The following is a 23,187-nucleotide window of genomic DNA, read 5'->3' as shown; positions in this document are numbered from 1 at the left end:
CGACGTTCGGCGGGCCCCGCCCCGGCAGTCTCCGGCGGCGGCCCGGTCCCCCCGGTCCATGCGCACCTCGGCCACTCGGTGAGCGACTGCTGTGACGCCCGGTACGACCGGCTGGTTCCCGCCGCCTCCGGGCCGGGTACGCCACGCGTCGTCATGCCAGTACCGTCATGCGATACGGGTATGACACCCCGGCTTCCCGGCGCGTACCTTCGGAGCCTTGGCACGCTCAGGACAGGAGGCCCCCGTGAGGCCGGACGGCGAACAGCGGGCGGGACTGCTCTACGGACTCGGCGCCTATGGGATGTGGGGGATCGTCCCCCTCTTCTGGCCCCTGCTCAAGCCCTCGGGCGCCCTGGAGATCCTGGCCCAGCGGATGCTCTGGTCGCTGGTGTTCGTCGCCGCCGCGCTGCTCGTCCTGCGGCGCATCCAGTGGGCGAAGGACCTGCTCGCCAGCCCCCGCCAGCTCGCGCTGCTCACCGTCGCCGCCGTGGTGATCACCATCAACTGGGGCCTCTACATCTGGTCGGTCAACACCGAACGGGTCGTCGAGGCGTCCCTCGGCTACTTCATCAACCCACTGGTGACCATAGCCATGGGCGTCCTGCTGCTGAAGGAACGGCTGCGGCCGATGCAGTGGGCGGCGGTCGGTACGGGTCTGCTCGCCGTCCTGGTGCTGGCGATCGGCTACGGCCGGCCGCCCTGGATCTCGCTGGTGCTGGCCTGCTCCTTCGCCGTCTACGGCCTGGTGAAGAAGAAGGCGAACATCGGCGGCCTGGAGTCGCTGGCGGCGGAGACCGCGGTGCTCTTCCTGCCCGCGCTGGCCTTCCAGCTCTGGCTGGCCTCCCGGGGCGAGGCGACCTTCGGCACCGAGGGCGCGGGCCACGCCGCGCTGCTGGTGCTGACCGGGCTGGTGACGGCGGTCCCGCTGGTCTGCTTCGGCGCGGCGGCGATACGGGTGCCGCTCTCCACCCTGGGGCTGCTCCAGTACCTGGCCCCGACGTTCCAGTTCCTGCTGGGGGTCCTGTACTTCAAGGAGGCGATGCCGCCGGAGCGCTGGGTCGGCTTCGGCCTGGTGTGGCTGGCGCTGACCGTGCTGACCTGGGACGCGCTGCGGACGGCCCGGAGGAACAGGGTCACGGCGGCCCGGCTCGCCACCGAGGCGCTCCCGCCGGAGGCCGCCCCGGCGCTCCCCCCGGAGGCCGCTCCCGTGCTCCCCGTGGAGGCCACCCCGGCCCCGGCCCCCGCCCCGGAGCGCGCCGCGGGCGAGCGCTCCCCCTGACCCCACACCCCGGACCGCCGGGGACACCGCCGACCGCTGATTACCACTCCATCGGCCCATTCCCGGCCCTGGGCACAGGCACCCCCCGCCCCGCCGGTGTTACGACCGAAGTCGAGGCCCCGGCGATCGGGACCCGGTCAGCGGACGGAGTGAGCACCCCATGTCCCAGTCCCTCGCCCTCTCGGTCGACTTCAGTCAGGGCTTCACCGACGCCTGGTCCGCGGTGGCCCAGTTCATTCCCAAGTTCATCGCGTTCCTGGCCATCCTGATCATCGGCTGGCTGATCGCCAAGCTGATAGCCCGGGTCGTGGACCGGCTGCTGCGCCGCGTCGGCACCGAACGCCTCGCGGAGCGCAGCGGCATCGCGAACACCCTGCGGGGCTCCAAGTACGACGCCACCGGGATCGTCACCAAGATCATCTATTACGGGCTGCTGCTGATCGTGCTGCAACTGGCCTTCGGGGCCTTCGGACCCAACCCGATCAGCCACCTGATCACCGCCGTGGTCGCCTGGCTGCCGCGCGCGATCGTCGCGCTGGTGATCGTGGTGGTCGCGATGGCCATCGCCCGCGCGGTACGGGACATCATCCAAGCGGCGCTCGGCGGGCTCTCGTACGGCAAGGTGCTGGCCACCGTGGCCTGGGCGTTCATCGTGGCCCTCGGGGTGATCGCGGCGCTGGGCCAGGCGGGGATCGCGACCGCGATCACCGGGCCGCTGCTGGCCGCCGTGCTCGGCACGGTCGCGGGCATCCTGATCGTCGGTGTCGGCGGTGGCCTCATCGGCCCGATGCGGCAGCGCTGGGAGGGCTGGCTGACCCGCGCCGAGCAGGAGTCGACCGGGGCACGGGACCGTATCAGCGCCTATCAGCAGGGCCGGGCGGACGCCCAGGCGGGACAGCCCGCCCCCGGCGCCCGGACGGCGGGCGGGCGGACGACGGGCGGGCGGCGCACGGACCCGGGCGCGGAGGGCCGCGAGAACATCGACCCCATGTGAACACCCCTGTACACCGGGGCCCCGGCCGGGAGGACGGCCGGGGCCCCGGTCCCGCGTTGATGCGCGGGCGCGGGCGTGGGCGTGGGCGTGGCTTCAGGCGGAGAGCAGGTCGTACTCCCGGACCAGCCAGCAGACCGCCGTCAGCCGCAGTGTCGCGAAGTCGTGTCCCACCGGCTCGGACCAGTCCGTCTCGGTGAGCCAGTCGGTGAAGCCGAGCACATAGTCGGCCAGATCCTCCCGGCGCACACGGCTCCCCGCGTCCGGCTCCCGGGGCGGCGTCCCCGTGTCCGGCTCCGGGAGCAGCTTCAGGGGCCGCCGGGGTACGGGGATCAGGGCGTCCCGTACGGCGGCGGCGTGCTGGTCCACGGCGGCGACGAGCCCCGGCTCGAAGGCGAACTCCGAGAGCCGGGGCAGATAGGCCGCGACCACCCCGACCAGCGGGCAGTCGGAGGCCGGCCCGCCGGCGGGGTGCGACATCTCCATGGCCCCACGGTACGGTCCCGGCGACCCGCCGCCCGCGTGACCTTCCTCGCATCCCGGCCGAAAAGGACACGCGTCGAGCGGCTCGGCGGACCGGTAGTTCAGAGGATCAGCGGGGCGGGCTCCGACCGGGAGCCGACGGGACCGGTGGGTATCGCGGTACGGGGCTTTCCGCCGTTCCGGCCGGGGAGGGCGAGCGCCAGGCCCATCAGCGCCAGCACCGCCGGGACCACCAGCGCCGCCCGGAAGGCGTCCAGACCGGTGCCCGCGAGGCCGTGCACCGCCGTCACCGAAGCGACCCCGACCGCCGCGCCGAACTGGGTCGCGGTCTGGAGCAGCCCGCCCGCGAGCCCCTGCTCGCCGGGGTCGACACCGTCCGTCGCCGCGATGGTCAGCGGCCCGTACGCCAGACCGAAGGAGACCCCCAGGAACAGCAGCGACGGCACCATCATGGCGTAGCTCCAGTCCGCGCCGAGCGGCAGGAAGAGCAGATACGCGAGGGCCGCCAGGACGAAGCCCCAGACGATCACCCGGCCATGGCCGTACCGGTTGACGAGCAGCGGGGTGACGGTCGGTGCGAGCACCACGTCGATCCCCATCAGCAGCAGCGCGAGCGAGGTCTCCAGGGAACTCCAGCCGCGCAGCTCCTGGAGGTAGAGGGTGAGCATGAACTGGAAGCCGAAGAAGGCCCCGAAGAGCAGCAGCGCGCCCAGGTCCGCCCGGACCAGCGGAGCCCGGCGGAGCAGGGCGAGCCGGACCAGCGGGGCCGGGACCCTCCGTTCCACCAGGACGAAGACGCCCACCAGCAGCAGCCCCGCGCCGACCGCCGCCAGGGTGAGGGCCCAGCCTGCGAGGCCGTGTTCCAGGCGCACGATCCCGTACGTCAGCAGCAGCATCGCCCCCGCCGCCGTGGCCGCGCCCGCGAGGTCGAAGCCGCTCGTCCGCATGGGCTCCCGGTCATGGGGGACCAGCCGGACGGCGGCCACCAGGATCACCCCGCCCAGCAGCACCGGTGCGAAGAAGACCCAGCGCCAGCCGAACTGGGTGAGCAGCCCGCCGATGACCAGCCCGAGCGAGAACCCGCCGGCGGAGGTACCGGCGTAGATCATCAGTGCCCTGTTGCGCGGCGGGCCCTGCGGATAGGAGGTCGTGATCACCGACAGTGCGGCGGGGGTCATGAACGCGGAGGCCACCCCGGTGACAAAGCGGGAGACGATCAGCATCCAGCCCTCGGTCGCCAGCCCGCCGAGGGCGGAGAAGACCAGGAAGACGACGAGCCAGGCGAGGAACATCCGGCGGCGGCCCAGCAGATCGGCGGCCCGGCCGCCGAGCAGGGTGAAACCCGCGTACCCGATGACATACGCACTGACCACCCAGGCCGCCGTGCCGGTGGACAGGCCGAGGTCGGCGCGGATCTCCGGGACGGCGACGGCGAGCATGGCGACATCGATGCCCTCCAGGAAGACCGCGCCGCAGAGCACGAGCAGCAGGGCCCAGGCGCGTCCCGAGAGGGCGGCGGTACCGGAGGGCGGGGAGGGTGGGGACGGGGGCAGCGGATGTGCGGACATGACGACTCCACGACGACGGCACACGGCAGGGGCGGGGGAAGGAGACGGGCCCGGGGCGGGAGCGGAGCGCGGAGACGCGCCGGCTCGGTTACTTCCCATGGGGCCGGTTCTCTCTTGTAACCGTCTCGATCCTGGGGCAGCATGGCCTGTCATGGAAGTAGGCACTTCGAAGTCACCGAGGCACCCTGCGGTGACCGACTTCCCCGACGCCGGGGATCCGGACCCGTTCCAGTGGGACACCCGCGAGGGATGCGAGGTCCGGCAGATCCTCGACCGGGTGGCGGACAAGTGGTCGCTGCTGGTCATCGCCCTGCTCGACAGCCGGGTGCTGCGCTTCACCGAGCTGCGCCGGGAGATCGACGGCATCAGCCAGCGGATGCTGACGGTGACCCTGCGCCAGCTGGAGCGGGACGGGCTGGTGACCCGGACGGTGCATCCGGTGGTACCGCCCCGGGTGGAGTACGCGCTGACGCCGCTCGGCTGCACGCTGCACACCACGATCCGCTCGCTGGTGACCTGGACCGAGGAGCACCAGAACGAGATCGCGGCGGCACGGGCCGCCTATGACGCCCGGGACTCCTGCGACTGAGGCTCCTCCGGACGGGCCCGGTGCGCGCGGACCTTGTGACGGTTGCCGCACCGCTCCATCGAGCACCAGCGCCGCCGCCCCGGCCGCGAGGTGTCCACGAAGAGCAGCCCGCAGTCGTCGGCACCGCACTCCCGTACCCGTTCCGCGTAGGGGCCACCGAACAGCTCCACCGCGTCGCGCGCCACCGCCGACAGCAGCTGTGAGCCGTCGACCCCGGACACCCAGTCGCGCCCGCCCGACGGGGTGAGACGGGGGACGGGCGAGGGCCGGGCCGCCGCCTCGTTGACCACGGCCAGATCGGCGACGGGCAGCTCCCGGCCGCTCACCCGGGCGCGGGTGATCCGCAGCAGGGCGTCCCGGAGCCGCCGGGCGTCCGCCAGCTCCCCAGGGGTCACCACCGGTTCGAGCCCCGCCGGCAGCCGGCTGAGCTCCGCCCAGGCCACCAGATCGGCGGGGGTGTGCAGCGACTCCCACTTCGCCAGCTCCCCCGGCCCCCCGGTGAGCAGCAGCTCAAGACAGAGCGCCCCGGGGTCGAAACGGAAGCTCTGGCCGTCCCCGGGACGCAGCACCAGCCCCCGTGCGCCATCCGCGCCCCGTACGGCCTTTCCGCTTGCTGCATCCTTCATGTAACCACTATAACTGGTTTCATGACCTTGCACTGGAAACTCACCATCGACGCCGGGGACCCCATCGCCCAGGCCGACTTCTGGGCCCGGGCCCTCGGCTATGAGGTCGAGGACCACAGCGCCCTCATCGGACGCCTCAAGGAGCAGGGGTATCTGCCGGAGGGTCAGACCACCGAGGCGTACGGGCGCGAGGTCTGGCGCGATTTCGCCGCCGTCCGGCATCCGGACGACCCGGTCGACGAGAAGGGTGTGGGGCTCGGCCGACGGCTGCTCTTCCAGCGCGTTCCGGAGGCCAAGTCCACCAAGAACCGGCTGCACATCGATGTGCACCCCGGGCCGGAGCGCCGCGAGGCGGAGGTGGCCCGGCTGGAGGGGCTGGGCGCGAAGGTGCTCTACCGACAGGAGCAGCACGGGGGCAGCTGGACGACGATGGCCGACCCGGAGGGGAACGAGTTCTGCGTGGAGTGAGCCCTCGGCCCCGGTCCGGGGGCGTACCCGGGGGCGGTCCGGGCGGGGCGCGCGTACGGCACGGAGGCAACCCGGCCGTACCGCGCCCCGCCCGCACTCCGTACCCCGGTGGGGTCATGGCCGTACCCCGGCGAGGACCCCGCCGTCCTCTATCCGAACGTAACTGACCGGTTTCCGCCCTTGACGGTGGAGCGAAGTCTCGCTGAACTCTGGGGACGCACCGCGCACTCCGTGCACCTGCCGCCCTCCACCCCGGGCCTTCAGGGCCCTTGGCGGCACTCCGTGCCGTATCGAACCACCGCACCGTCGTACCGTCGTACCGCACCGTCGAACCGCACCGCCGCACCGTCGCTTCAACGCCTCGGAATCCGCCGTTCCGAGGGCATCGCGCTCTTCCGTCCTGTCCCCACACGGAAATACGGAGCCCCCGAATGAAGCTCGCCGCCCCCCGGCGCACGGCCGTCGTTGTCATGGCCCTGGCGGGTCTGCTGGGCACGGCCGCGCCGGCCGTCACAGCCGCGCCCGCCGCCCCCGGCACCGTCCCGGCCGCCCCCGGGACCGCACCGGCCACCACCGGCACCTCGTCCGTGCAGGCCCTCGCCGCCCCCGATATACCGCTCGCCAATGTCAAGGCGCATCTCGCCCAGTTCCAGGCGATAGCCTCGGCCAACGGCGGCAACCGCGCCCATGGCCGCCCCGGCTACCGGGCCTCCCTCGACTATGTGAAGGGCAAGCTGGACGCGGCCGGATTCACCACCACGATCCAGCAGTTCACCGCCAGCGGCGCCATCGGCTACAACCTGATAGCCGACTGGCCGGGCGGTGACCCGAACCAGGTCCTGATGGCCGGCGCCCATCTCGACTCGGTCTCCGCCGGCGCGGGGATCAACGACAACGCGACCGGCTCGGCGGGGGTCCTGGAGACCGCGCTGGCCGTCTCCCGGGCCCAGCTCCAGCCCACCAAGCACCTCCGTTTCGCCTGGTGGGGCGCGGAGGAGCTGGGACTGGTCGGATCCCGGTTCCATGTCAACAACCTTCCGGCGGCCGAGCGTTCACGGATCTCCGCCTATCTCAACTTCGACATGATCGGCTCGCCCAACCCCGGGTACTTCGTCTATGACGACGTCCCCGCGATCGAGAGCGTCTTCAAGAACTACTTCACCGGTCTCGGCGTCCCCACCGAGATCGAGACCGAGGGCGACGGCCGCTCCGACCACGCGCCCTTCAAGAACGTCGGCATAGCGGTCGGCGGGCTCTTCACCGGGGCGGGCCGGGTCAAGACCGCCGCCCAGGTCCAGAAGTGGGGCGGCACCTCCGGCCAGGCGTTCGACCGCTGCTACCACCGGGCCTGCGACAACACGGCGAACGTCAACGACACCGCACTGAACCGCAACAGCGACGCCATCGCCCACGCCATCTGGAGCCTGGGCACCACCGGGACCAACCCGCCCGGCACGGTGCGCGAGAACGCCGCCGATGTCGCCATCCCGGACAACGGCGCCGCCGTGACCTCCGCCGTCACCGTCTCCGGACGCGGCGGGAACGCCCCGGCCGCGCTGCCGGTGAGCGTCGACATCAAGCACACCTGGCGCGGGGACGTGGTCCTCGACCTGGTCGCCCCGGACGGCACGGTCCTTCCGCTGAAGAGCGCGAGCACCAATGACTCCGCCGACAACGTGATCGAGACCTATACCGTCGACGCCTCCGCCGAGAGCGCCGACGGGGAGTGGCGGCTGCGGGCGCGGGATGTCTCCGCGCAGGACACCGGCTTCATCGACAGCTGGCGCCTCACCCTCTGACCCCTCTGCCCTCCGCTCGTTCTCTTCTCATCTCGCACCCTCTCACCGCCACCCCCCACAGACTGCCTGCGTGTGCGCCCTCAGCACACGCAGGCAGTCATGTCCGGCCCCTTCTTCCGGCCCCTTCCGGCGCCGGTCGGGCAGCTCCGGAGGCCGGTCAGGCAGCTCCGGGGCCCGTCAGGCGGTGATGTCCCGCGAGGTGAACCGGGCCCATGCCGCCGAGCCGAAGACGGCCGTGTAGAGCAGCTGGAGGCCCAGATTCCGCTGGATGTCCTCCCAGTGCACAGGGTCCCGCAGCAGATCCGCGAAGGACATCCAGTGGTGCGGGAAGAGATACGGGTGCACCATGTCCAGCTGCGGTACGGACCCCAGGATCTGTACGGTGATCAGCACCCCCACCGTGGTGGCCATCGCCGTGATCCCGCTGCCGGTGAGCGTGGAGACAAAGAGCCCGAGCGCGGCGAACCCGGAGAGCGACAGGGCGACGACCCCGGCGACGAGCGCCGCCCTCAGCAGCCCCTCCCCGAAGGAGATGGTGGTGCCGGAGATGGTGGTGACCTCCCCGAGCGGGAAGAGCAGCGCCCCGACCACCAGCCCCGAGACGGCCACCACCAGGGTCGCGACCAGGCAGAAGACCAGCGTGGTGACATATTTGGCGAACAGCAGCCGGGTCCGGCCCGCCGGGGCGACCAGCAGATAGCGCAGGGTCCCGGCGCTCGCCTCGCCCGCGACGGCGTCCCCGGCGATCACCCCGACCGCCATCGGGAGGAAGACCGGCAGGGTGGCGGCGAGCGCGGCGAAGACCAGGAAGAGCCCGTTGTTGGTGATCTGGCTGATGAAGGCGGGCCCGCCGCCCTCTCCGCCCCCGCCGCCGACCGATCCTCCGTCGCCCGTCTCGATCCGTACCGCGACCCCGATCAGTACGGGGACGGCGGCGAGCACCCCGAGCAGGGCGAGGGTGCGCCAGCGGCCCAGGGTGACCAGCAGTTCGGAACGGAAGAGCCCGAGGCTCCACAGCGCCCTCCGCCCCCCACTCGTCTTACTCATCCCACCCGTTTTACTCGCCTTGTCCGTCCTACTCGCCTTGTCCGTCTTCTCACTGGTCTCACTGTGCGACATCGAATCCCTCCCCGGTGAGCGCGACGAAGGCGTCCTCCAGTGAGGCCCGTTCGACGCCGAAGCCCCGTACCCGTACCCCGTCCCGGACCAGGGCGGCACAGAGATCCGACAGCTCCGCCCCCTCCCCCGGCGGCTCCCCGGTCACCCGGTCGCCGTCCTCGACAGCGACCTGGGCCACTCCCAGCTCCTTCAGCAGCCGGGCCGCCTGCCCGGTGTCGGGGGTGACGACGGTGAGCCGGCTCCGGGCCCGGGAGGCCAGCTCGGCCACCGGGCCCTGGACGATCAGCCGCCCCCGGGCCATCACGGCGGCATGGGTGCAGACCTGCTCGATCTCGTCGAGGAGATGCGACGAGAGGAACACCGTCGTCCCGTCCGCCGCCAGCGCGCGGACCAGGGCGCGGATCTCCCGCATGCCCTGGGGGTCGAGCCCGTTGGTGGGCTCGTCCAGGACCAGCAACCTGCGCGGCTGGAGCAGCGCGGCGGCGAGCCCGAGCCGCTGCTTCATCCCGAGCGAGTACGCCTTGGCCTTCTTCCCGGCCGCCTGCCCGAGCCCCACCCGCTCCAGGGCGGCGCCCACCCGGGCACTCCGGGTACGGGGATCGGCGGTCGGATCCGCCGCGTCGTACCGCAGCAGATTGCCCCGGCCGCTCAGAAACCCGTACAACGCCGGCCCTTCGATCAGTGCCCCCACCTTCGGCAGGACACTCCGGACCGCCCGGGGCATGGGCTCACCGAGCACGCTGGCGGTGCCCGAGGTGGGTTCGATCAGCCCCATGAGCATGCGGATCGTGGTGGTCTTGCCGGAGCCGTTGGGGCCGAGGAAGCCGAAGACACTGCCCGCCGGGACGGAGAGATCCAGACCGTCGACGGCGAGCTGCCCTCCCCGGTAGCGCTTGGTGAGACCGTGGGTCTCGATCACCGCTGTCATGCATCAGCCCCCGCCGTCGTCCGGCCGCGCCCGGAGTGAGTACGCGGCGCCCGCCCCCTGTACGAGGGTACGGCGACCCGCTCACCCGTTCCGGCTCCTCGGCCGACCGTCAGCGGTTTCCGGATCTCAGCCGCTCATCGGGGCTCAGACAGTCGGCGAACTGCCCACGGACCACCCGTTGAGCCATCCCTTCGCACTCACCGAGTGGGCATCGTGCCGAGTCAGCCCGATGCAGACCGACCAGGTGGACGCTTCGACCCACTCTGCCGAGCAGATCCAATGGCCCATGTTGACACCGGACCTCCACATGCTCGCGTCGGCCTGCGCGAGGAACGAGGTGGACCGGTTGTTGCGTACGATCACCGCCGTATGCACGCCGATCCCCGTTCCGTTCGCCGCCCTGACCGCGCAGACCCGCCCGATCACACCGGTGGTGATGGTCCGGGAATCTCCGCACCGCCACAGGCTGGAGCTGACGGTGATCGGATCCACGTCGCCGTAGTGCCCCCAGACCCCGGCCTCCACCGCCCCGGCGGGGGCGGCGGTCGCCGGGGCCGTCCCGAGAACAGCGGCGCCGGCGGTGGCCAGCCCGACGATCGCGCGTGTAACACGCATGATGATCCCTGTCTGCCGATTTTGGTGGGAACCAAAAAGGCTAATTCACCAAATCCCTCTACCTCAGGCACAGTTCGGCCGATGTGGCCCTCATTGGCGCGTTCGCGCGGAGCGGGCGGGGCGAGGGAGGTCACTCATCCGGGCGCCTCGCGCCTGGTTCGGCGGCCCCTGCGGCGGGAGGGACGTCAGGACATGGCGGCCTGGGACCTGGCAACCGACACCTCGTGACATGACGTGACAACAGCTGGCCTTCCGCAGCAGCACGGGACTAGCCTGGATCCATCCTTCCCTCCGTCATGGGAGTGCTCATGGAACGACTGTGGGAAGCCGACCCCAGCGCCTCATTCGCGAGGCGATTAGGGAAGTCGGCCGAAGAAGACGAAAAATCCCAGGGCAAGACCGGTTGCCCGGACATCTGGGAACTCGACAACGGTGACGTGGCGATCATCGGCCGCGATCTCACCGAGACCTACGCAGCCCGCCTACCGCAAGGTGTCAGCCTTTCCCATGATGAGCGCCTCGTCATCATCCCCGGATCCATGCTCCGTGCCGCGAAGCCCGACATCCCCGATGTCTGATCCCGGCCCGCCGCGATTCGACCGCTCACGCGGAAAATTCCTCCGTCTCGACGACTACGAGGCGGACTTCGCCGCACATCAGAAGACGACCCTCAACCAGCACGGCTGGAAATTCGAACGCCTCCAGCACTTCGAGGAGACCAGCGCCAGCCGCAACGCCCTGCGGCGGGGGGACTGGGAGGAATCCCTGCGGCTGCTGGAGGATGACCGCCCGGAGCTGCTGGAGGACAGCGCGTACGACCGGGAGCGCGGTCACTACTTCCACCGTGTGCGGGTGGCCGAGGAACCACTGACGCCCTATATGCAGTGGGAACTGCACGCACTGCGTGTCCAGGCAGAATGCGGCCTGAAAATCCGGGTCATTCCCGCCGATGCCATCGGTGGGATCGAGAAGCGCCTGCTCCTCCCCGAAGTGGTGATCCTCGGCGATCAGGTCCTCTATGACGTCGTCTACCGGGATACCGGCGAAACAGAGGGAGCGGTCCGCTTCACCGACCCCGAGCTGATCGGCCCCTGGGTCTCCTTCATCGAAGGTTTCTTCGCCGTCGGCGAGGACATGCTCACCTATTTCGACCGCGTGGTGGCACCGCTGCCTCCGCCACGACTGTCCGGGGAGTGAATCATCACCAGTCGTGACGAACGCGAGCAGGGCCCGGGAGATTCACTGGCCGATCTCTCGGGCTCGACCCGCGATGTCGTACAGGCGCGAAGCGTCACCGGCGGCATCCACTTCCACGGCGGAGCGAGCGGAAGAGACGGCCATGAGCCACGGCCGCCTCGCCAGCTACCGGGCGACATCAGCAATTTCGTCAATCGTACGAGCGAACTGATCCAGCTCGAAGCCCTCCTCGCCCCGGAACCGGCCGGCCGGCCCCCCTCCCTCTGTCTGATCGTCGGCACACCGGGAGCGGGAAAGACCTCGCTCGCCCTGCACTGGGCCCATCGGGTCCAGGACCGTTTCCCCGATGGACAGCTCTATGTGAATCTGCGCGGCTACGACCCCCAGGAGCCGGTCACCCCACAACAGGCCCTGCGCGGCTTCCTGACCGGACTCGGGGTGCCACCCGACGCGGTTCCCACCGATCTGGAGGCCGCAGCGGCCCTCTACCGGTCCCTGCTGGCCGACCGCCGGGTCCTCGTCGTCCTGGACAACGCCGCCACGGCCTCCCAGGTCCGCCCGCTGCTGCCCGGCAGCCCTCACTGCCTCGTCCTCGTCACCAGCCGTGGACGGCTCTCCGGGCTGACGGTCCGCAACGGCGCCCAGCGGATCACCCTGGGCACCCTCCCCGAGGACGAGGCGGTCACCCTGCTGCGCGCGGTGACGGCCGGCTACCGGCCGGAGGACGAGCCGGAGCGGCTGCTCGAACTCGCCCGGCTCTGCGCCCGGCTGCCGCTGGCCCTGCGAATCGCCGCCGAGCGGGCGGCCACCCACCCGCACGCCGACCTGGGCGAGCTGGTGGCGGACCTGCGGGACGAGTCGGCGCTCTGGGATGCCCTCAGCACCGGCGACGACGAGGAGGCGGAAGCGGTACGGACGGTCTTCGCCTGGTCCTATCGCGCGCTCGCCCCCGACGCGGCCCGGCTCTTCCGGCTCCTCGGGCTGTTTCCGGGGCCCGGCTTCGGACTCGGAGCGGCATCGGCCCTCATCGGCCTCGCCGAGCGGCGCACCCGGCAGCTTCTGGATGTCCTCGTAGGTGCCCATCTGGTGGACCAGACCGCCCCGGGACGCTACGAGTTCCATGATCTGCTGCGGGCCTATGTCACCGATCTGGCGCGCGTCGAGGAGACACCCGAAGCCTGCTCGGCGGCGACCGGCCGACTGCTCGACTGGTATCTCCACACCGCGTGCGCCGTGCGGAAGGTGATCGCCCCGGACGAGGCCCCGGTCGACACCGGCCCCCTCGCCGAGGGTGTCACCCCGCCGTCCTTCCCCGACTACGACCGGGCGGTGGACTGGTCCGAGCAGGAGCAGTCCAACTTCCTGCCCGTCGTCCGCCTGGCCGAACGCTCGGGCTTCGACCGCACCGCCCAACTCACCGCCGAAACCCTGTTCTACGCCCACGCCCCCTCCGCCCCCGCCGCCGACTGGATCGTCGTGGCGAAGCTCGGACTCTCCGCCGGCCGGCGTCTGGGCGACCGCGCCGGTGAGGCCAGGCTGCTGCACTTCCTCGGCTTCTCCCACCGCCAGATCAACCAGCTGCGGGAAGCCTTCGACTGCCATGAGAAGGCCCTGGCGATCCAGCGCGAACTACGGGACCGGGCGGGCGAGGCGGAAACACTCAACGCCCTGGGGCTCGCCTGTGCGCGGGCACGCCGGCTCCACGAGGCGGAGAGCTGGTACGACCAGGCGATGGAGCTGTTCCGCGAGCTGGACGCCACACCGGACGAACTCACCGTCCTCTCCAACCGGGCCGGAGCACGGTACGAAGCCGGTCGCCTGGAGGAAGCGCGCGCGGACCTCGGCATCGCCCTGCCCGCGCACCGTGACGCCAACCGCAGGCTGCCTCTCGGGGACGCGCTGTACACCTCCAGCATGGTCCACCGCGAACTCGGCGACCTGACGGAGGGCCTGCGGCTGGCCACCCAAGCCGTCGAACTGGCCCTGGAGATGCGGGACCACACCCTGGAGGGCTACTGGCTCCTCTCCCTGGGCGCCGCCCAGCGCGCCCTCGGCGAGCACGGTGACGCCCTCGCCTCCTATCACCGCTCCGCGACACTCCACCGCCGCCTCGGCGACCGGAGCCGGGAGGCCTTCGCCTGGCAGGGCACGGGCGAGACCTACCTGCTCATGGGACGCCCCCGGGAAGCCTCGGACTTCCTGGACCGGGCGACAGCCGCGCACTCCTCACTGGGCGACCCCTGGAACCAGGCACTCGCCCTGACCAGTTGGGCGGAGGCTTTGGCGGCCGGGGAGGACACCGTGGGCGCGAGGGAGCGCCGGGAGCAGGCGCTGAGGCTGGTGGGCGAGTTCGGCGACAACCGGGCGGCGGGGATACGCCTCCGGCTGGAGGACCGGCCGCCGGAGGCATGACGGGCACGGTGACACGGACGAGCCCCGCCGGGGCGCTGGCCGCTGGGCGGATTCCAGGGGGCGGGGCCTCCGCGTGCGTGCTAGAGGTCGGTGGAGCGGGCGAGGGCGACCAGGCCGGCGAAGGCGTCGGTAGTGACCATCAGCACCGGCCCGGCGGGACGCTTACTGTCACGGACCGGGACGGTACCGGTCGCGGCGCACTCAGGAGCCCACTCGACGCAGGACCCGCCGCTACCGCTGTAAGAGGACTTGATCCAGCGAAGAGAGTCGTTCGCGATCGTCACGAGGTCCCCTTTCGTAGCTACTCGATCACGGCGGCGGAGCGGGCGAGAGCGACCAGGCCCGCGAACGCATCGGTGGTGACCATGAGCACGGGGCCGGTGGGGCGCTTGCTGTCCCGAACGGGGACGGTACCGGTCGCGGACGCGTGCACGGGTGCCCACTCGACACAGGCGCCGCCGCTGCCACTGTAGGAGGACTTGAACCAGCGGAGAGAGTCGGTCGTGGTCGTCACGAGGTGCCCTTTCGTAGCTGTTCGATCATGGCGACGGATTTCGCCTGTGAGAGCGCGCCTACCTGGAGTTGATGGTAGTCCCTCACCAGTGGGCGTACGAAGGTGATCTCACGGTCCAGGTACCCCTGCGTCTGCGACTCGACATACGCGGCCGGGGACCCATTGGCCAGCGTCAGCAGAATCACCAGCCGGTTGAAGGGGCGCCGCTCCCCCATGGAGTACGGCGCGATCTGAAGCGCCGTGTTCGACTGCTCCGCGAACTCCAGTAACCGCGTGTACTGGGCCGACATGACCTCGGCGCCGCCCACCTGGCGGTGGATGCAGCTCTCGTCCATCACCACGGAGATCAGCGGCGGAAGAGTCCGCGACAGGGAGACCTGGCGCCTTATCAGGAGACTGATCCGCTCTTCGGCCTGCTCGGGAGTGAGGATGCCCCGCCGGACGTGATCGGCCTCGATCGCTTCCGCGTACTCCCGGGTCTGAAGCAGCCCGGGAATCAAAGCGGCCTCAAAGAGCCGGATCTCCTCGGCTCGCCCCTCGCACTCCACATACTCCGGGAAGCCCTCCAACAGGGCATCGGACCGGAGCGCCTGACTCTGGCGTTCGAGCCGATCGCCCGAACCGAACGCACGATCAAGCCTTTTGGCGAATTGCTTAGTTGCTGGTCTGCGGCCAGTTTCCACGGCGGACACATGCGATCCCGTGCACCTGATGCGCTCCGCCAACTCTTCCTGAGTCCATCCGCGCTCCTCTCTCATCGTGCGGACGACCTGCCCGAACTTATCGCGCGGCGACCTCTCGGGATCCAACTCCTTGCGGTTCACCATGCCATGCACCCTGACTTTCCCAGCGGTTCCGATCAGTTGAGTAACGACGGACTCTAGGCCACGCTGAAGTCATCCGGTAGCGGAAAGGCTACGGAGAGGAGTTCTCGTGGTGAGTCAGCCGCCCCCGCGCCCGATTGAGCCCGCCGGGGACAGTCCTCTGCTTCTGGCCCTCCGCCTGCGAATACGCCGTGATCACGAACTCCGTGCGCGGTTCGGTCCGTTCCACGACACGGTCAAAAGGGCACATTCGTGCGAGAGCGACGAGGCAGGTCGATAGCCCGCACGGTGGCGATGCTCGCGGCGTGGTCGCTTTCGGTAGGCCTGCACACCTTGAGCCTGGCCGAGCGGCTCTGAAAAGCCCCGTCCTCCGTGGCCCGCTGGTTCAGCGGTGATCCTCTCCGGGCCACGGAGGGCGGTTCCCCAAGCGGGGTCCGCCCTCACCCCTGCCCTGGGCGGGCCCCCGGGCCCCGGCCGCCATCCCGCACACGCGGCCGGGGCCCACACCCCCACCTCACCCTCAAGGGAGACAGCCATGTCCCTCAACGCGACACCAGCACCCGACGGCCCCTACGGTCTCCGGATGATCCGCCTCCGGGACTGCGACAGCCCCCAGCCCGCGCTGATCGTGCCCCGGGTCGCCCTCACCGTCTTCATCACGGACGCCCGAGCCGGAAAGCTGGACCACCTCCTGGCCACCGACGCGGAGATGGCCGAGGCACGCAAGACCGCCCGCTGGTCCCACGAACACGAGACGGCCGAGCCGGACCTTCTCTGACCCCTCCCCGTCGCGGACCGCCCGCACCCCCGGGGCCCGTTCCTCGTGACACGAGGTCGGGGGGTGCAGGGTCGCCCCCGCAGGGGACCGGCGGACGGCCCCTTCCGCTGGACCTTCTCCTCAGTCTGCCGGCCCCGAGGAGGTGAGCCCGGAGGCCACCGCCCCCGCACCCGCGAAACACCTCGCTCCAAGCCCCTGGGTACGGGCCGCCCGCACAAATCAAGCCCGTCCGGCGCTTGAGGACGGACCCCAGGCCCGAGCAGCCTCGGGCGAACGTCGGGGGCCAGCCCCCGAAGCCCCCGCTCCTCAATCGCCGGAGAGGCTTGATTTTGAGGCCCCCACGCCTCAAGCGCCGGAGCGGCTGAGTTTCGAGGCTCCTACTCCTCAAACTCCCCCAGACTCCGTCCGGGGGGACCCCCATGGGGCTGAACTTGGACCGTCCGGGGGGGGACACCCACGAGGCTGAGTTTGCTCACCTCAGCCACAATCGGGGGGCCAGGGTGCCAATTTTCAGCCCGTCCGGCGATTGAGGACGGACCCGAGACCCGAGTCACCTCGGGTGGACGTCGGGGCCAGCCCCGAACCCCGCTCCTCAATCGCCGGAGAGGCTTGAGTTTGAGGCCCCCGCGCCTCAAAGGGCGGCGAGGCTGGGTCAGGGCAAGGCCATCGCCCAGACGCAGGCCGCCCCGCCGTACGGGAGTACGGCGGGGCGGCCGGGGCGCACAGGCGCCCAGGAAGACTTCACTTGGCGGCGTTCGCGGCCTTCACCAGGGCGTCCTGGGTCACCGCGCCGACGTACACCGTGCCGTCGTCCGTCATCAGCGCGTTCACCAGGCGCGAGGTGAAGATCCGGCCCTGGCCGAACTCCCCGTTCACCCGGTCGCCGAACATGTCGAGGACGCCACCGAGCTCCTCGGGCACCTCCCCCTTCGAACCCTCCGCGCCCGCGAGGAGACCGCCGCCAGGGGCCTTGAACGTGGCGATGGAGGTCCAGTCCTTGCCGAGGATGTCGAGCCCGCCGCCGAGCCCGCCGCCGGGCAGGCCGCCCGCGAACTCGTTCTCCAGCTCCTCCAGGCCGACGCCCAGCTCCTTCTCGAACTCCTTCAGCTCCTTCTCGCTCGGCTTCCCGGCACGGGGCCCGTCGGAGTCCTCCGCTCCGCCCTCGACGACCTTGGCCCCCTTCGGCGGGGTGAAGTCGAAGAGCGCGGGGGCGGGCTTGGCGAAGTTGACCTTGGTGAAGCCGATGTCGATCACGGACTTGCCGCCGCCGCTGGGGTTGACGGTGAGCTTCAGCGGGGTGCCCGTCTCGGAGTCGACCGAGATCCGGATGGAGCCGATGGTGGAGCCGCTCTGCTTGGGCTTGATCGCGAGCTGGTAGGCGTCGCGCCCGGCGATCTGCGCGGTGCCGTCGACCGTGACCGAGGTGCTGGAGCCGTCCGCCGCCTCGATGACCGCCTTGGCGAACTCCTGCGGGGTGGTGGGGATGTCCCCGGAACCGGAAGGGGCACCGGAACCCTTACCGCCGACGGAACCCTTCTCGCCGAGGCCCGTCTCGTGGTGCACCTCGTTGCTCTCGCTGTTGTACGCCCACAGCTCGTCGCCCTTGTGGACGATGCTGTACTCGGAGGTGTCGTCCAGCAGGGAGATCTTCTGCCGGTCCGGGCCGTCGACGGCGACCCGCAGGGTGTGGGTGCCGGTGGCCAGCTCGGCCAGCTTCTCCTGGGGCTCCGCCGAGGGGGAGCCGCCGCCCTTGCCGCCGGGGACGAGGCCCTCCAGGCCGTCCAGGCCGGGCAGTCCGAGATCGCTGCTGATCTTCACCGTGCCGGAGAGGCTCCGGGTCTCCGACGCGGCGATCTTCTCGATCAGCTGCTGGGCGGTGACCTTCGGCAGGTCCGGGTCCCCGGAGGCAGCCAGCGCGGGCACCAGCCCGATGGTCGCCGCCGCGACACCGGCCACGGCGATGGGGACGGCGTACCGGGCCGCCTTCTTCCGGCGGCCGACCGCTTCCTCGCCCTGCTCGGTGCCGTGCGCGCTGTCGTTGGCTGCCATGGTGTGCCCTACCTCCGTGGTCGGTCGGATGCGGTGGTGCCGGACGGTGTGTGCCGCCCGGGGCCGGGCCGCGCTCGCCCTGATGCGGTGTCCCCCCGGGGCGATGTATCCATCACACCAAACGACCGTCGTTCCGGCGTCCCTCCCCGGGTGCAACTTGGCGTACTGCTCAGGGATGACGGAACACCACGGCGCCTCCCCCTTCCAGTAGGGGAGGCGCCGTGCGGGGGGTGGGGGTGCGGTCAGGGTTCACTTCCGGGCGAAGGGGTCCGTGTCACAGAGCGGAGGGATCGGTTCCCTGGTGGAGGGATCGGCTCCCTGGTAGCGGGATCCGTTCCGGAGCGGAGGGATCCGTCGCGGAACGGAGGCATCGATTCCCTTACGGAGGCGTCTACTTCTGGATGAACACGTAGTCCGCGCCGTACGCGACCTTCGCGATGGCGCCCTTGGCGCAGCTGCCCTTGGGCGCCACCCCACCGACCGTGTTCAGCCGCAGGATCTCGTGGCTCTTGGCCAGCAGGCCGGTCCGCTTGCCGGACTGGGTCGCCTTGAGGTCCAGCTCGGGGATGTTCTTGGCGCCGTTGTCGGTCCGGCTGATCAGGCTGCCGGTCACCGCGCTGCGGTCGGGCGCGATCCACTGCGGGGTACCGGAGTTGGGGGCGATGAAGGAGTGGGCGATGTTGCCGCCGAGGACCGCGGCGACATCGCGCTGCTGGAAGGACCAGCCACCGGTCGCGGCGTCCTTCTTGCACTCGTAGATCTGCTGGCCCTTGACCACCGACGCCTGGAAGTTGTCGAGCGCCTTGGCGAACGGGAAGCCCCGGGTGACCTTGTGGTACTGGGCCCGTACGGCACCGCCCGGGAACTGCTTGGTGTGCAGATTGGCGTAGAAGTCGCCGGGGTTGGCGACAAACGCCTTGAGCAGGGCCTTGTCCTTGACTTGGACGGTGCCGGTCACGGCGCCCTTCCAGCCGTCCAGGTACTTGATCTTGCTCAGCAGCGGGGTGAAGTCGATCTTCACTCCACCGTTGGCACCACGCTTGCCCTGGTGGATATGGAGCGCGCTGGGTGTGTCGACGCCGCGGAACTTCACCGCGACCGACACCTTGTCCCCCTGGACCTTCACAAACTGGAGCGCCTGGCCGTCGCGGTCGCCGACGGCGGGTCCGCCGGCCACCGGGACCTCGTTGGCGCCGTTGAGGCTGGCGGCGAAGTACCAGGCCTTCGCCTTGGACGAGGCGGCGGCACCCTGGGCGACGACCGTACCGGCCCCGTGTCCGGCATGGGCGCCGGCCGAGGTGGAGCCGCTCTTGCTGTCGGCGGCGAAGGCGGGCAGTACGGCGAGGCCCACACCGGCCGCGGCGACCACAGCGGTCGTGCTGACAAGGATGGTCTTGGTGCGCTTCATCAGGAAATCTCCCCGTACCGCTGCCGACGCCCAGTGCGTCGGCTTCTGGGCATGAGTACGCGGGGGTCCCCAGTCTGGACTCAGTCCAAAAATATGGGCTGTATCACAAGGAGTTGATTGAACCGTGGAGCAAAATCCGGCCGTGTGACTCGGTGGCCCGGAGCCACGGAACGGAGGAGCGGAGGAATGGAGGAATGGAGGAATGGGAGAACGGGAGAACGAAAGCGCCCCGGGACGGTCCGTCCCGGGGCGCCCGCTCGATCACAGCCGACTCAGCCGGCCCGGTGCACCACCGCGTCGCACAGCTCCTCCAGCGCCGCCTTCGCCGTGCACTCCGGCAGCGGCGCCAGCGTCGCCCGCGCCTCCTCCGCGTACCGCACCGTGTCCCGGCGGGCCTGCTCCAGCGAGGGATGGGCCCGGAAGCGCCGCAGCACCTCGGCATGGCGGGCGTCGTCCGCGAGATCCCCGTCCAGCAGCTCGATCAGCTCAAGGTCCTCGGGGAGTCCCAGCACCCGGGCCCGCTCGCGCAGCCGGAGCACCGGCAGGGTGGGAATGCCCTCGCGCAGATCCGTACCGGGGGTCTTGCCCGACTCATGGGAGTCGCTGGCGATGTCGAGGACATCGTCGGCGAGCTGGAAGGCGACCCCGAGCCGCTCCCCGTACTGGGTGAGGATGTCCACGACCCGCTCGTCGGCCCCGGCCATCAGCGCGCCGATCCGCCCGGAGACCGCGATCAGCGAACCGGTCTTGCCCGCGATGACATCGAGATAGTGCTCGACCGGGTCACCGCCGTCGCGCGGTCCCGCGGTCTCCAGGATCTGCCCGGTGACCAGCCGCTCGAACGCCTCGGCCTGGATCCGGACGGCCTCCGGGCCGAGGTCGGCGAGGGTGTGGGAGGCACGGGCGAAGAGGAAGTCCCCGGTGAGCACCGCGACCGAGTTGCCCCAGCGGGCATTGGCGCTGGACACCCCGCGCCGCACCTCGGCCTCGTCCATCACATCGTCGTGGTAGAGCGTGGCGAGGTGGGTCAGCTCCACCACCACGGCGGCCGGGACGACCCCCGGGGCGTACGGGTCGCCGAACTGCGCCGCCAGCATCACCAGCAGGGGCCGGAAGCGCTTGCCCCCGGCGCGGACGAGATGCTGCGCCGCCTCCGTGATGAAGGGCACCTCGCTCTTGGTGGCATCGAGCAGGCCCGCCTCGACGGCCGACAGTCCGCTGTGGACATCGGCCTCAAGAGCCTGGTCCCGCACGCTCAGCCCGAACGGCCCGACGACGGTCACGAGGTGGTCTCCCTGTCTGCTGATGATCACACGGATTGTCGATGTGTCGGTGGATTCACTCAAGTCAGCGTATCCGGTCGGCTTTCGATCACCGTGAGCGCCTTCCCGCCTCCACCGGTATGTTCGTGATCAGCGCATACGACCAGAAAAGGCCCATTTCACCAAGATCCGCGACCGGCCGGAAACAGCGCCCGGCCATGGCTCCCGCGACGGGCCGACCACCGTGCAACGAGGCCCTGCCATGCCCCACCGCCTTCGGTTCCCCCATGAAACCAGCCAACAGGACATCCGGATCACCCTCCGCGACGGAGTCGCCCTCTTCGCCCGCCTCTGGCGCCCGATCACCGATGAGGCTGTCCCCGTACTGCTGGAGTATTCGCCGGAAAGGCTGACGGACACGACGGTCCCACGCGACGCGGAACGCCACCCCTGGTACGCGGGGCACGGCTATGCCTCCGTCCGCGTGGACGCCCGCGGCCATGGCAACAGCGGCGGTCTCCCCGACCCGGCCGGTCTCCCCGGCTCCCCCGCCACCCTCGCCGACACCGTCGAGGTGATCGACTGGCTGGCCACCCGGCCCTGGTGCACCGGCCGCGTCGGCATGCTGGGCATCGGCTGGGGCGGCGCCTGCGCCCTCGCCACCGCCGCCCTCGCCCCCGAACCGCTCGCCGCCGTCGTCGCGGTCTGCTGCGGCGACGACCCGTACGACGACAGCGGCTGCTACCGGGGCGGCGCCGTCCTCGCCGAATCCCTCCACTCCACCGCCGCCGCCCGGCTCGCCGCCGGCTGTCTGCCGCCCGACCCCGCCCACACCGGCGACGGCTGGCGCGACCAGTGGCTCGACCGGCTCGCCGCCATCGAACCCCCCGCCCACCACTGGCTCGCCCACCAGCTCAGGGACGACTTCTGGACCGGCACCCCCCAGAGCGACGCGCGCGCCGCCGTCCTCCTCGCGGGCGGACTCCACGACCCCGCCCGCGACGCCGTACCGCGCCTGCTCACCACCCTCCCGCCCGACCGGGTCCGCGCCCTCCTCGGCCCCTGGACCCACCAGTACCCCGACCGGGGGCTCCCCGGCCCCGCCATCGGCTTCCTCCAGGAGACCCGCCGCTGGTGGGACCGGCATCTGCGGGACATCCCCAACGAGGTGATGGACGAACCACCCCTACGGGTCCGGCACGACGCCCCCGATACCCCCGGCGGACCCCCCGGCCGGTGGACCGCCGTCCCCGGCTGGCCACCGCCCGGGATCACCCCCGTGGTCTACGAGCTGCGCGGCGCCCCCGTCCTCGTCGACTCCCCCCAGAGCACCGGCTCCGAAGCGGGCCCCTACCGCACCGCCGACGGCACCACCGGCGGCGACCAGCGCGCCGACGACGCCCGCTCCGCCTGCTTCGAGTTCGCCGTGACCGACACCCCCCTGGAGATCCTGGGCACCCCCCGGGTCACCCTCCGGCTCTGCCTCGGCGTCCCCCACGGCCTGGCCGTCGCCCGCCTCTGCGACATCGCACCCGACGGCACCTCCACCCCCGTCACCTGGGGCGTCCTCTCCCTGGCCGCCCGCCATGGCACCGACCGCGCCCATGCCTGGCCCCCCGGGACCACCGAGAGCGTCACCTTCCCCCTGGCGGTCACCGCCCACACCGTCCGCCCCGGCCACCGGCTCCGGCTCGCCGTCTCCTCCGCCTACTGGCCCTGGGTCTGGCCCGAACCGGACCAGGCCGGGCACCGTCTGGAACCGGAAGGCTCCTGGCTCGAACTCCCGCTCCGCGAAGCGGAGGACACCCCGGTCGCCCTCCGCTCCCCCGGCGGCGAACCGGAACACTCCCCTACACCCCTGATCGGCTCCGCCGGCACCCTGGACGGCGAACCGCCCACCCGGGTGCTCACCCGGGACCTCGACAGCGGCGTCTGGCGGCAGGAGACCCGCCCCGGGCCCGGCGGGACCCGCGTCCACCCCGACGGCCTGGAGATCACCGAGGAGGCGCGGGAGACCCGTACCGTCCAGGAACGCGACCCCGGCTCCGCCCGGCTGGAGACCACCTGGCGCATCCGGCTCCACCGGCCCGCCCTGCCCTGGGACACCACCGTCGAAACCCGCTCCGTACTCTCCCGCGACGGCGGCGACTTCGTCCTGTGGGACGAGGCCGTCTGCCGCGCAGGAGCGGAGATCGTCTTCCATCGGACCTGGGAGAAGAGGATCCCCCGGCTTGCCGGATGATCGTGCTCTGCCGGGCGGACGACCCCACGTCGTACG

Annotated in this window: 22 protein-coding genes; 10 read left to right on the top strand and 12 right to left on the bottom strand. The window is 71.1% G+C overall.

Annotated elements, in window-relative coordinates; genetic code table 11:
• Positions 1-244 precede the first annotated feature (244 nt).
• On the top strand, positions 245-1,279 hold the full coding sequence (gene rarD / locus ABT354_RS29330) for an EamA family transporter RarD (RefSeq protein WP_351499239.1): 1,035 nt from the start codon (positions 245-247) through the stop codon (positions 1,277-1,279).
• A gap of 160 nt (positions 1,280-1,439) precedes the next feature.
• Positions 1,440-2,273 carry a mechanosensitive ion channel family protein gene (locus ABT354_RS29325; protein WP_351499237.1) on the top strand — a complete coding sequence of 278 codons (834 nt, stop codon included), beginning with the start codon at positions 1,440-1,442 and terminating at the stop codon, positions 2,271-2,273.
• 93 nt (positions 2,274-2,366) lie between these two features.
• Here ABT354_RS29325 and ABT354_RS29320 read toward each other — a convergent pair whose 3' ends face one another.
• Together ABT354_RS29320 and ABT354_RS29315 are read right to left on the bottom strand one after the other, a co-directional pair.
• A complete protein-coding gene (locus ABT354_RS29320) occupies positions 2,367-2,756 on the bottom strand; it encodes a DUF6401 family natural product biosynthesis protein (protein WP_351499235.1) in 390 nt (129 codons plus the stop codon).
• A gap of 98 nt (positions 2,757-2,854) precedes the next feature.
• Positions 2,855-4,321, bottom strand: coding sequence for an MFS transporter (locus ABT354_RS29315; protein ID WP_351499233.1), 1,467 nt, complete (start codon positions 4,319-4,321; stop codon positions 2,855-2,857).
• Positions 4,322-4,472: 151 nt separating this feature from the next.
• Between ABT354_RS29315 and ABT354_RS29310 the strand changes: the two genes are divergently transcribed.
• Complete coding sequence (locus tag ABT354_RS29310; RefSeq protein WP_351499231.1) at positions 4,473-4,910, top strand: winged helix-turn-helix transcriptional regulator; 438 nt, start codon at positions 4,473-4,475, stop codon at positions 4,908-4,910.
• Here ABT354_RS29310 and ABT354_RS29305 read toward each other — a convergent pair.
• Entirely contained in the window at positions 4,883-5,536 is a 654-nt protein-coding gene (locus tag ABT354_RS29305) for a CGNR zinc finger domain-containing protein (RefSeq protein WP_351499228.1), read from the bottom strand. The genes ABT354_RS29310 and ABT354_RS29305 overlap by 28 nt on opposite strands.
• 21 nt (positions 5,537-5,557) lie before the next feature.
• On the opposite strand from ABT354_RS29305, the gene ABT354_RS29300 reads away from it, so the two are divergent.
• Entirely contained in the window at positions 5,558-6,004 is a 447-nt protein-coding gene (locus ABT354_RS29300) for a VOC family protein (RefSeq protein WP_351499226.1), read from the top strand.
• Positions 6,005-6,435: 431 nt separating this feature from the next.
• A complete protein-coding gene (locus ABT354_RS29295; protein WP_351499224.1) occupies positions 6,436-7,803 on the top strand; it encodes a M28 family metallopeptidase in 1,368 nt (455 codons plus the stop codon).
• Positions 7,804-7,980: 177 nt separating this feature from the next.
• On the opposite strand, the gene ABT354_RS29290 is transcribed toward ABT354_RS29295, so the two are convergent.
• The 3 genes from ABT354_RS29290 to ABT354_RS29280 form a co-directional block, all read right to left on the bottom strand.
• The gene (locus tag ABT354_RS29290; protein WP_351499222.1) at positions 7,981-8,850 is read right to left on the bottom strand and encodes an ABC transporter permease; all 870 of its coding nucleotides are present in this window, start codon (positions 8,848-8,850) and stop codon (positions 7,981-7,983) included.
• A 58-nt stretch (positions 8,851-8,908) separates the two neighbouring features.
• Entirely contained in the window at positions 8,909-9,850 is a 942-nt protein-coding gene (locus tag ABT354_RS29285) for an ABC transporter ATP-binding protein (protein ID WP_351499219.1), read from the bottom strand.
• Positions 9,851-9,994: 144 nt separating this feature from the next.
• On the bottom strand, positions 9,995-10,465 hold the full coding sequence (locus ABT354_RS29280) for a hypothetical protein (RefSeq protein ID WP_351499218.1): 471 nt from the start codon (positions 10,463-10,465) through the stop codon (positions 9,995-9,997).
• Between the two features lie 308 nt (positions 10,466-10,773).
• On the opposite strand from ABT354_RS29280, the gene ABT354_RS29275 reads away from it, so the two are divergent.
• The 3 genes from ABT354_RS29275 to ABT354_RS29265 are packed head-to-tail and all read left to right on the top strand — an operon-like array spanning position 10,774 to position 14,074.
• Entirely contained in the window at positions 10,774-11,043 is a 270-nt protein-coding gene (locus ABT354_RS29275; protein ID WP_351499216.1) for a hypothetical protein, read from the top strand.
• Positions 11,036-11,662 carry a DUF6879 family protein gene (locus ABT354_RS29270; RefSeq protein WP_351499214.1) on the top strand — a complete coding sequence of 209 codons (627 nt, stop codon included), beginning with the start codon at positions 11,036-11,038 and terminating at the stop codon, positions 11,660-11,662. The genes ABT354_RS29275 and ABT354_RS29270 overlap by 8 nt, the downstream gene beginning before the upstream one ends.
• On the top strand, positions 11,663-14,074 hold the full coding sequence (locus ABT354_RS29265) for an ATP-binding protein (protein ID WP_351499265.1): 2,412 nt from the start codon (positions 11,663-11,665) through the stop codon (positions 14,072-14,074). It abuts the gene before it with no gap.
• A gap of 80 nt (positions 14,075-14,154) precedes the next feature.
• Here the strand turns inward: ABT354_RS29265 and ABT354_RS29260 are convergent, their stop codons facing one another.
• The 3 genes from ABT354_RS29260 to ABT354_RS29250 are packed head-to-tail and all read right to left on the bottom strand — an operon-like array spanning position 14,155 to position 15,415.
• Positions 14,155-14,352, bottom strand: a complete 198-nt coding sequence (locus ABT354_RS29260; RefSeq protein ID WP_351499263.1) for a DUF397 domain-containing protein — start codon at positions 14,350-14,352, stop codon at positions 14,155-14,157.
• Positions 14,353-14,375: 23 nt separating this feature from the next.
• Positions 14,376-14,588 carry a DUF397 domain-containing protein gene (locus tag ABT354_RS29255; RefSeq protein WP_351499212.1) on the bottom strand — a complete coding sequence of 71 codons (213 nt, stop codon included), beginning with the start codon at positions 14,586-14,588 and terminating at the stop codon, positions 14,376-14,378.
• Positions 14,585-15,415: a helix-turn-helix domain-containing protein gene (locus tag ABT354_RS29250; protein WP_351499210.1), complete on the bottom strand. Its 831-nt coding sequence runs from the start codon at positions 15,413-15,415 to the stop codon at positions 14,585-14,587. The genes ABT354_RS29255 and ABT354_RS29250 overlap by 4 nt, the downstream gene beginning before the upstream one ends.
• Positions 15,416-15,947: 532 nt before the next feature.
• Between ABT354_RS29250 and ABT354_RS29245 the strand changes: the two genes are divergently transcribed.
• Entirely contained in the window at positions 15,948-16,190 is a 243-nt protein-coding gene (locus ABT354_RS29245) for a hypothetical protein (RefSeq protein ID WP_351499208.1), read from the top strand.
• Positions 16,191-16,931: 741 nt separating this feature from the next.
• Here ABT354_RS29245 and ABT354_RS29240 read toward each other — a convergent pair.
• From ABT354_RS29240 to ABT354_RS29230, 3 genes are all read right to left on the bottom strand, one after another.
• Positions 16,932-18,239 (bottom strand): LolA family protein, encoded by a 1,308-nt coding sequence (locus ABT354_RS29240; protein ID WP_351499206.1) that lies wholly within the window; start codon positions 18,237-18,239, stop codon positions 16,932-16,934.
• Positions 18,240-18,630: 391 nt separating this feature from the next.
• The gene (locus ABT354_RS29235) at positions 18,631-19,647 is read right to left on the bottom strand and encodes a CHRD domain-containing protein (protein WP_351499203.1); all 1,017 of its coding nucleotides are present in this window, start codon (positions 19,645-19,647) and stop codon (positions 18,631-18,633) included.
• 272 nt (positions 19,648-19,919) lie between these two features.
• Positions 19,920-20,930 (bottom strand): polyprenyl synthetase family protein, encoded by a 1,011-nt coding sequence (locus ABT354_RS29230; protein WP_351499201.1) that lies wholly within the window; start codon positions 20,928-20,930, stop codon positions 19,920-19,922.
• A gap of 241 nt (positions 20,931-21,171) precedes the next feature.
• Between ABT354_RS29230 and ABT354_RS29225 the strand changes: the two genes are divergently transcribed.
• The gene (locus ABT354_RS29225; RefSeq protein ID WP_351499199.1) at positions 21,172-23,151 is read left to right on the top strand and encodes a CocE/NonD family hydrolase; all 1,980 of its coding nucleotides are present in this window, start codon (positions 21,172-21,174) and stop codon (positions 23,149-23,151) included.
• The last annotated feature ends 36 nt before the right edge of the window (positions 23,152-23,187 follow it).

The sequence above is a fragment of the Streptomyces sp. NPDC000594 genome, assembly GCF_040299965.1.
In the GTDB taxonomy this organism is placed as follows: Bacteria; Actinomycetota; Actinomycetes; order Streptomycetales; family Streptomycetaceae; genus Streptomyces.
This window is presented reverse-complemented; position numbering and strand designations above follow the sequence as displayed.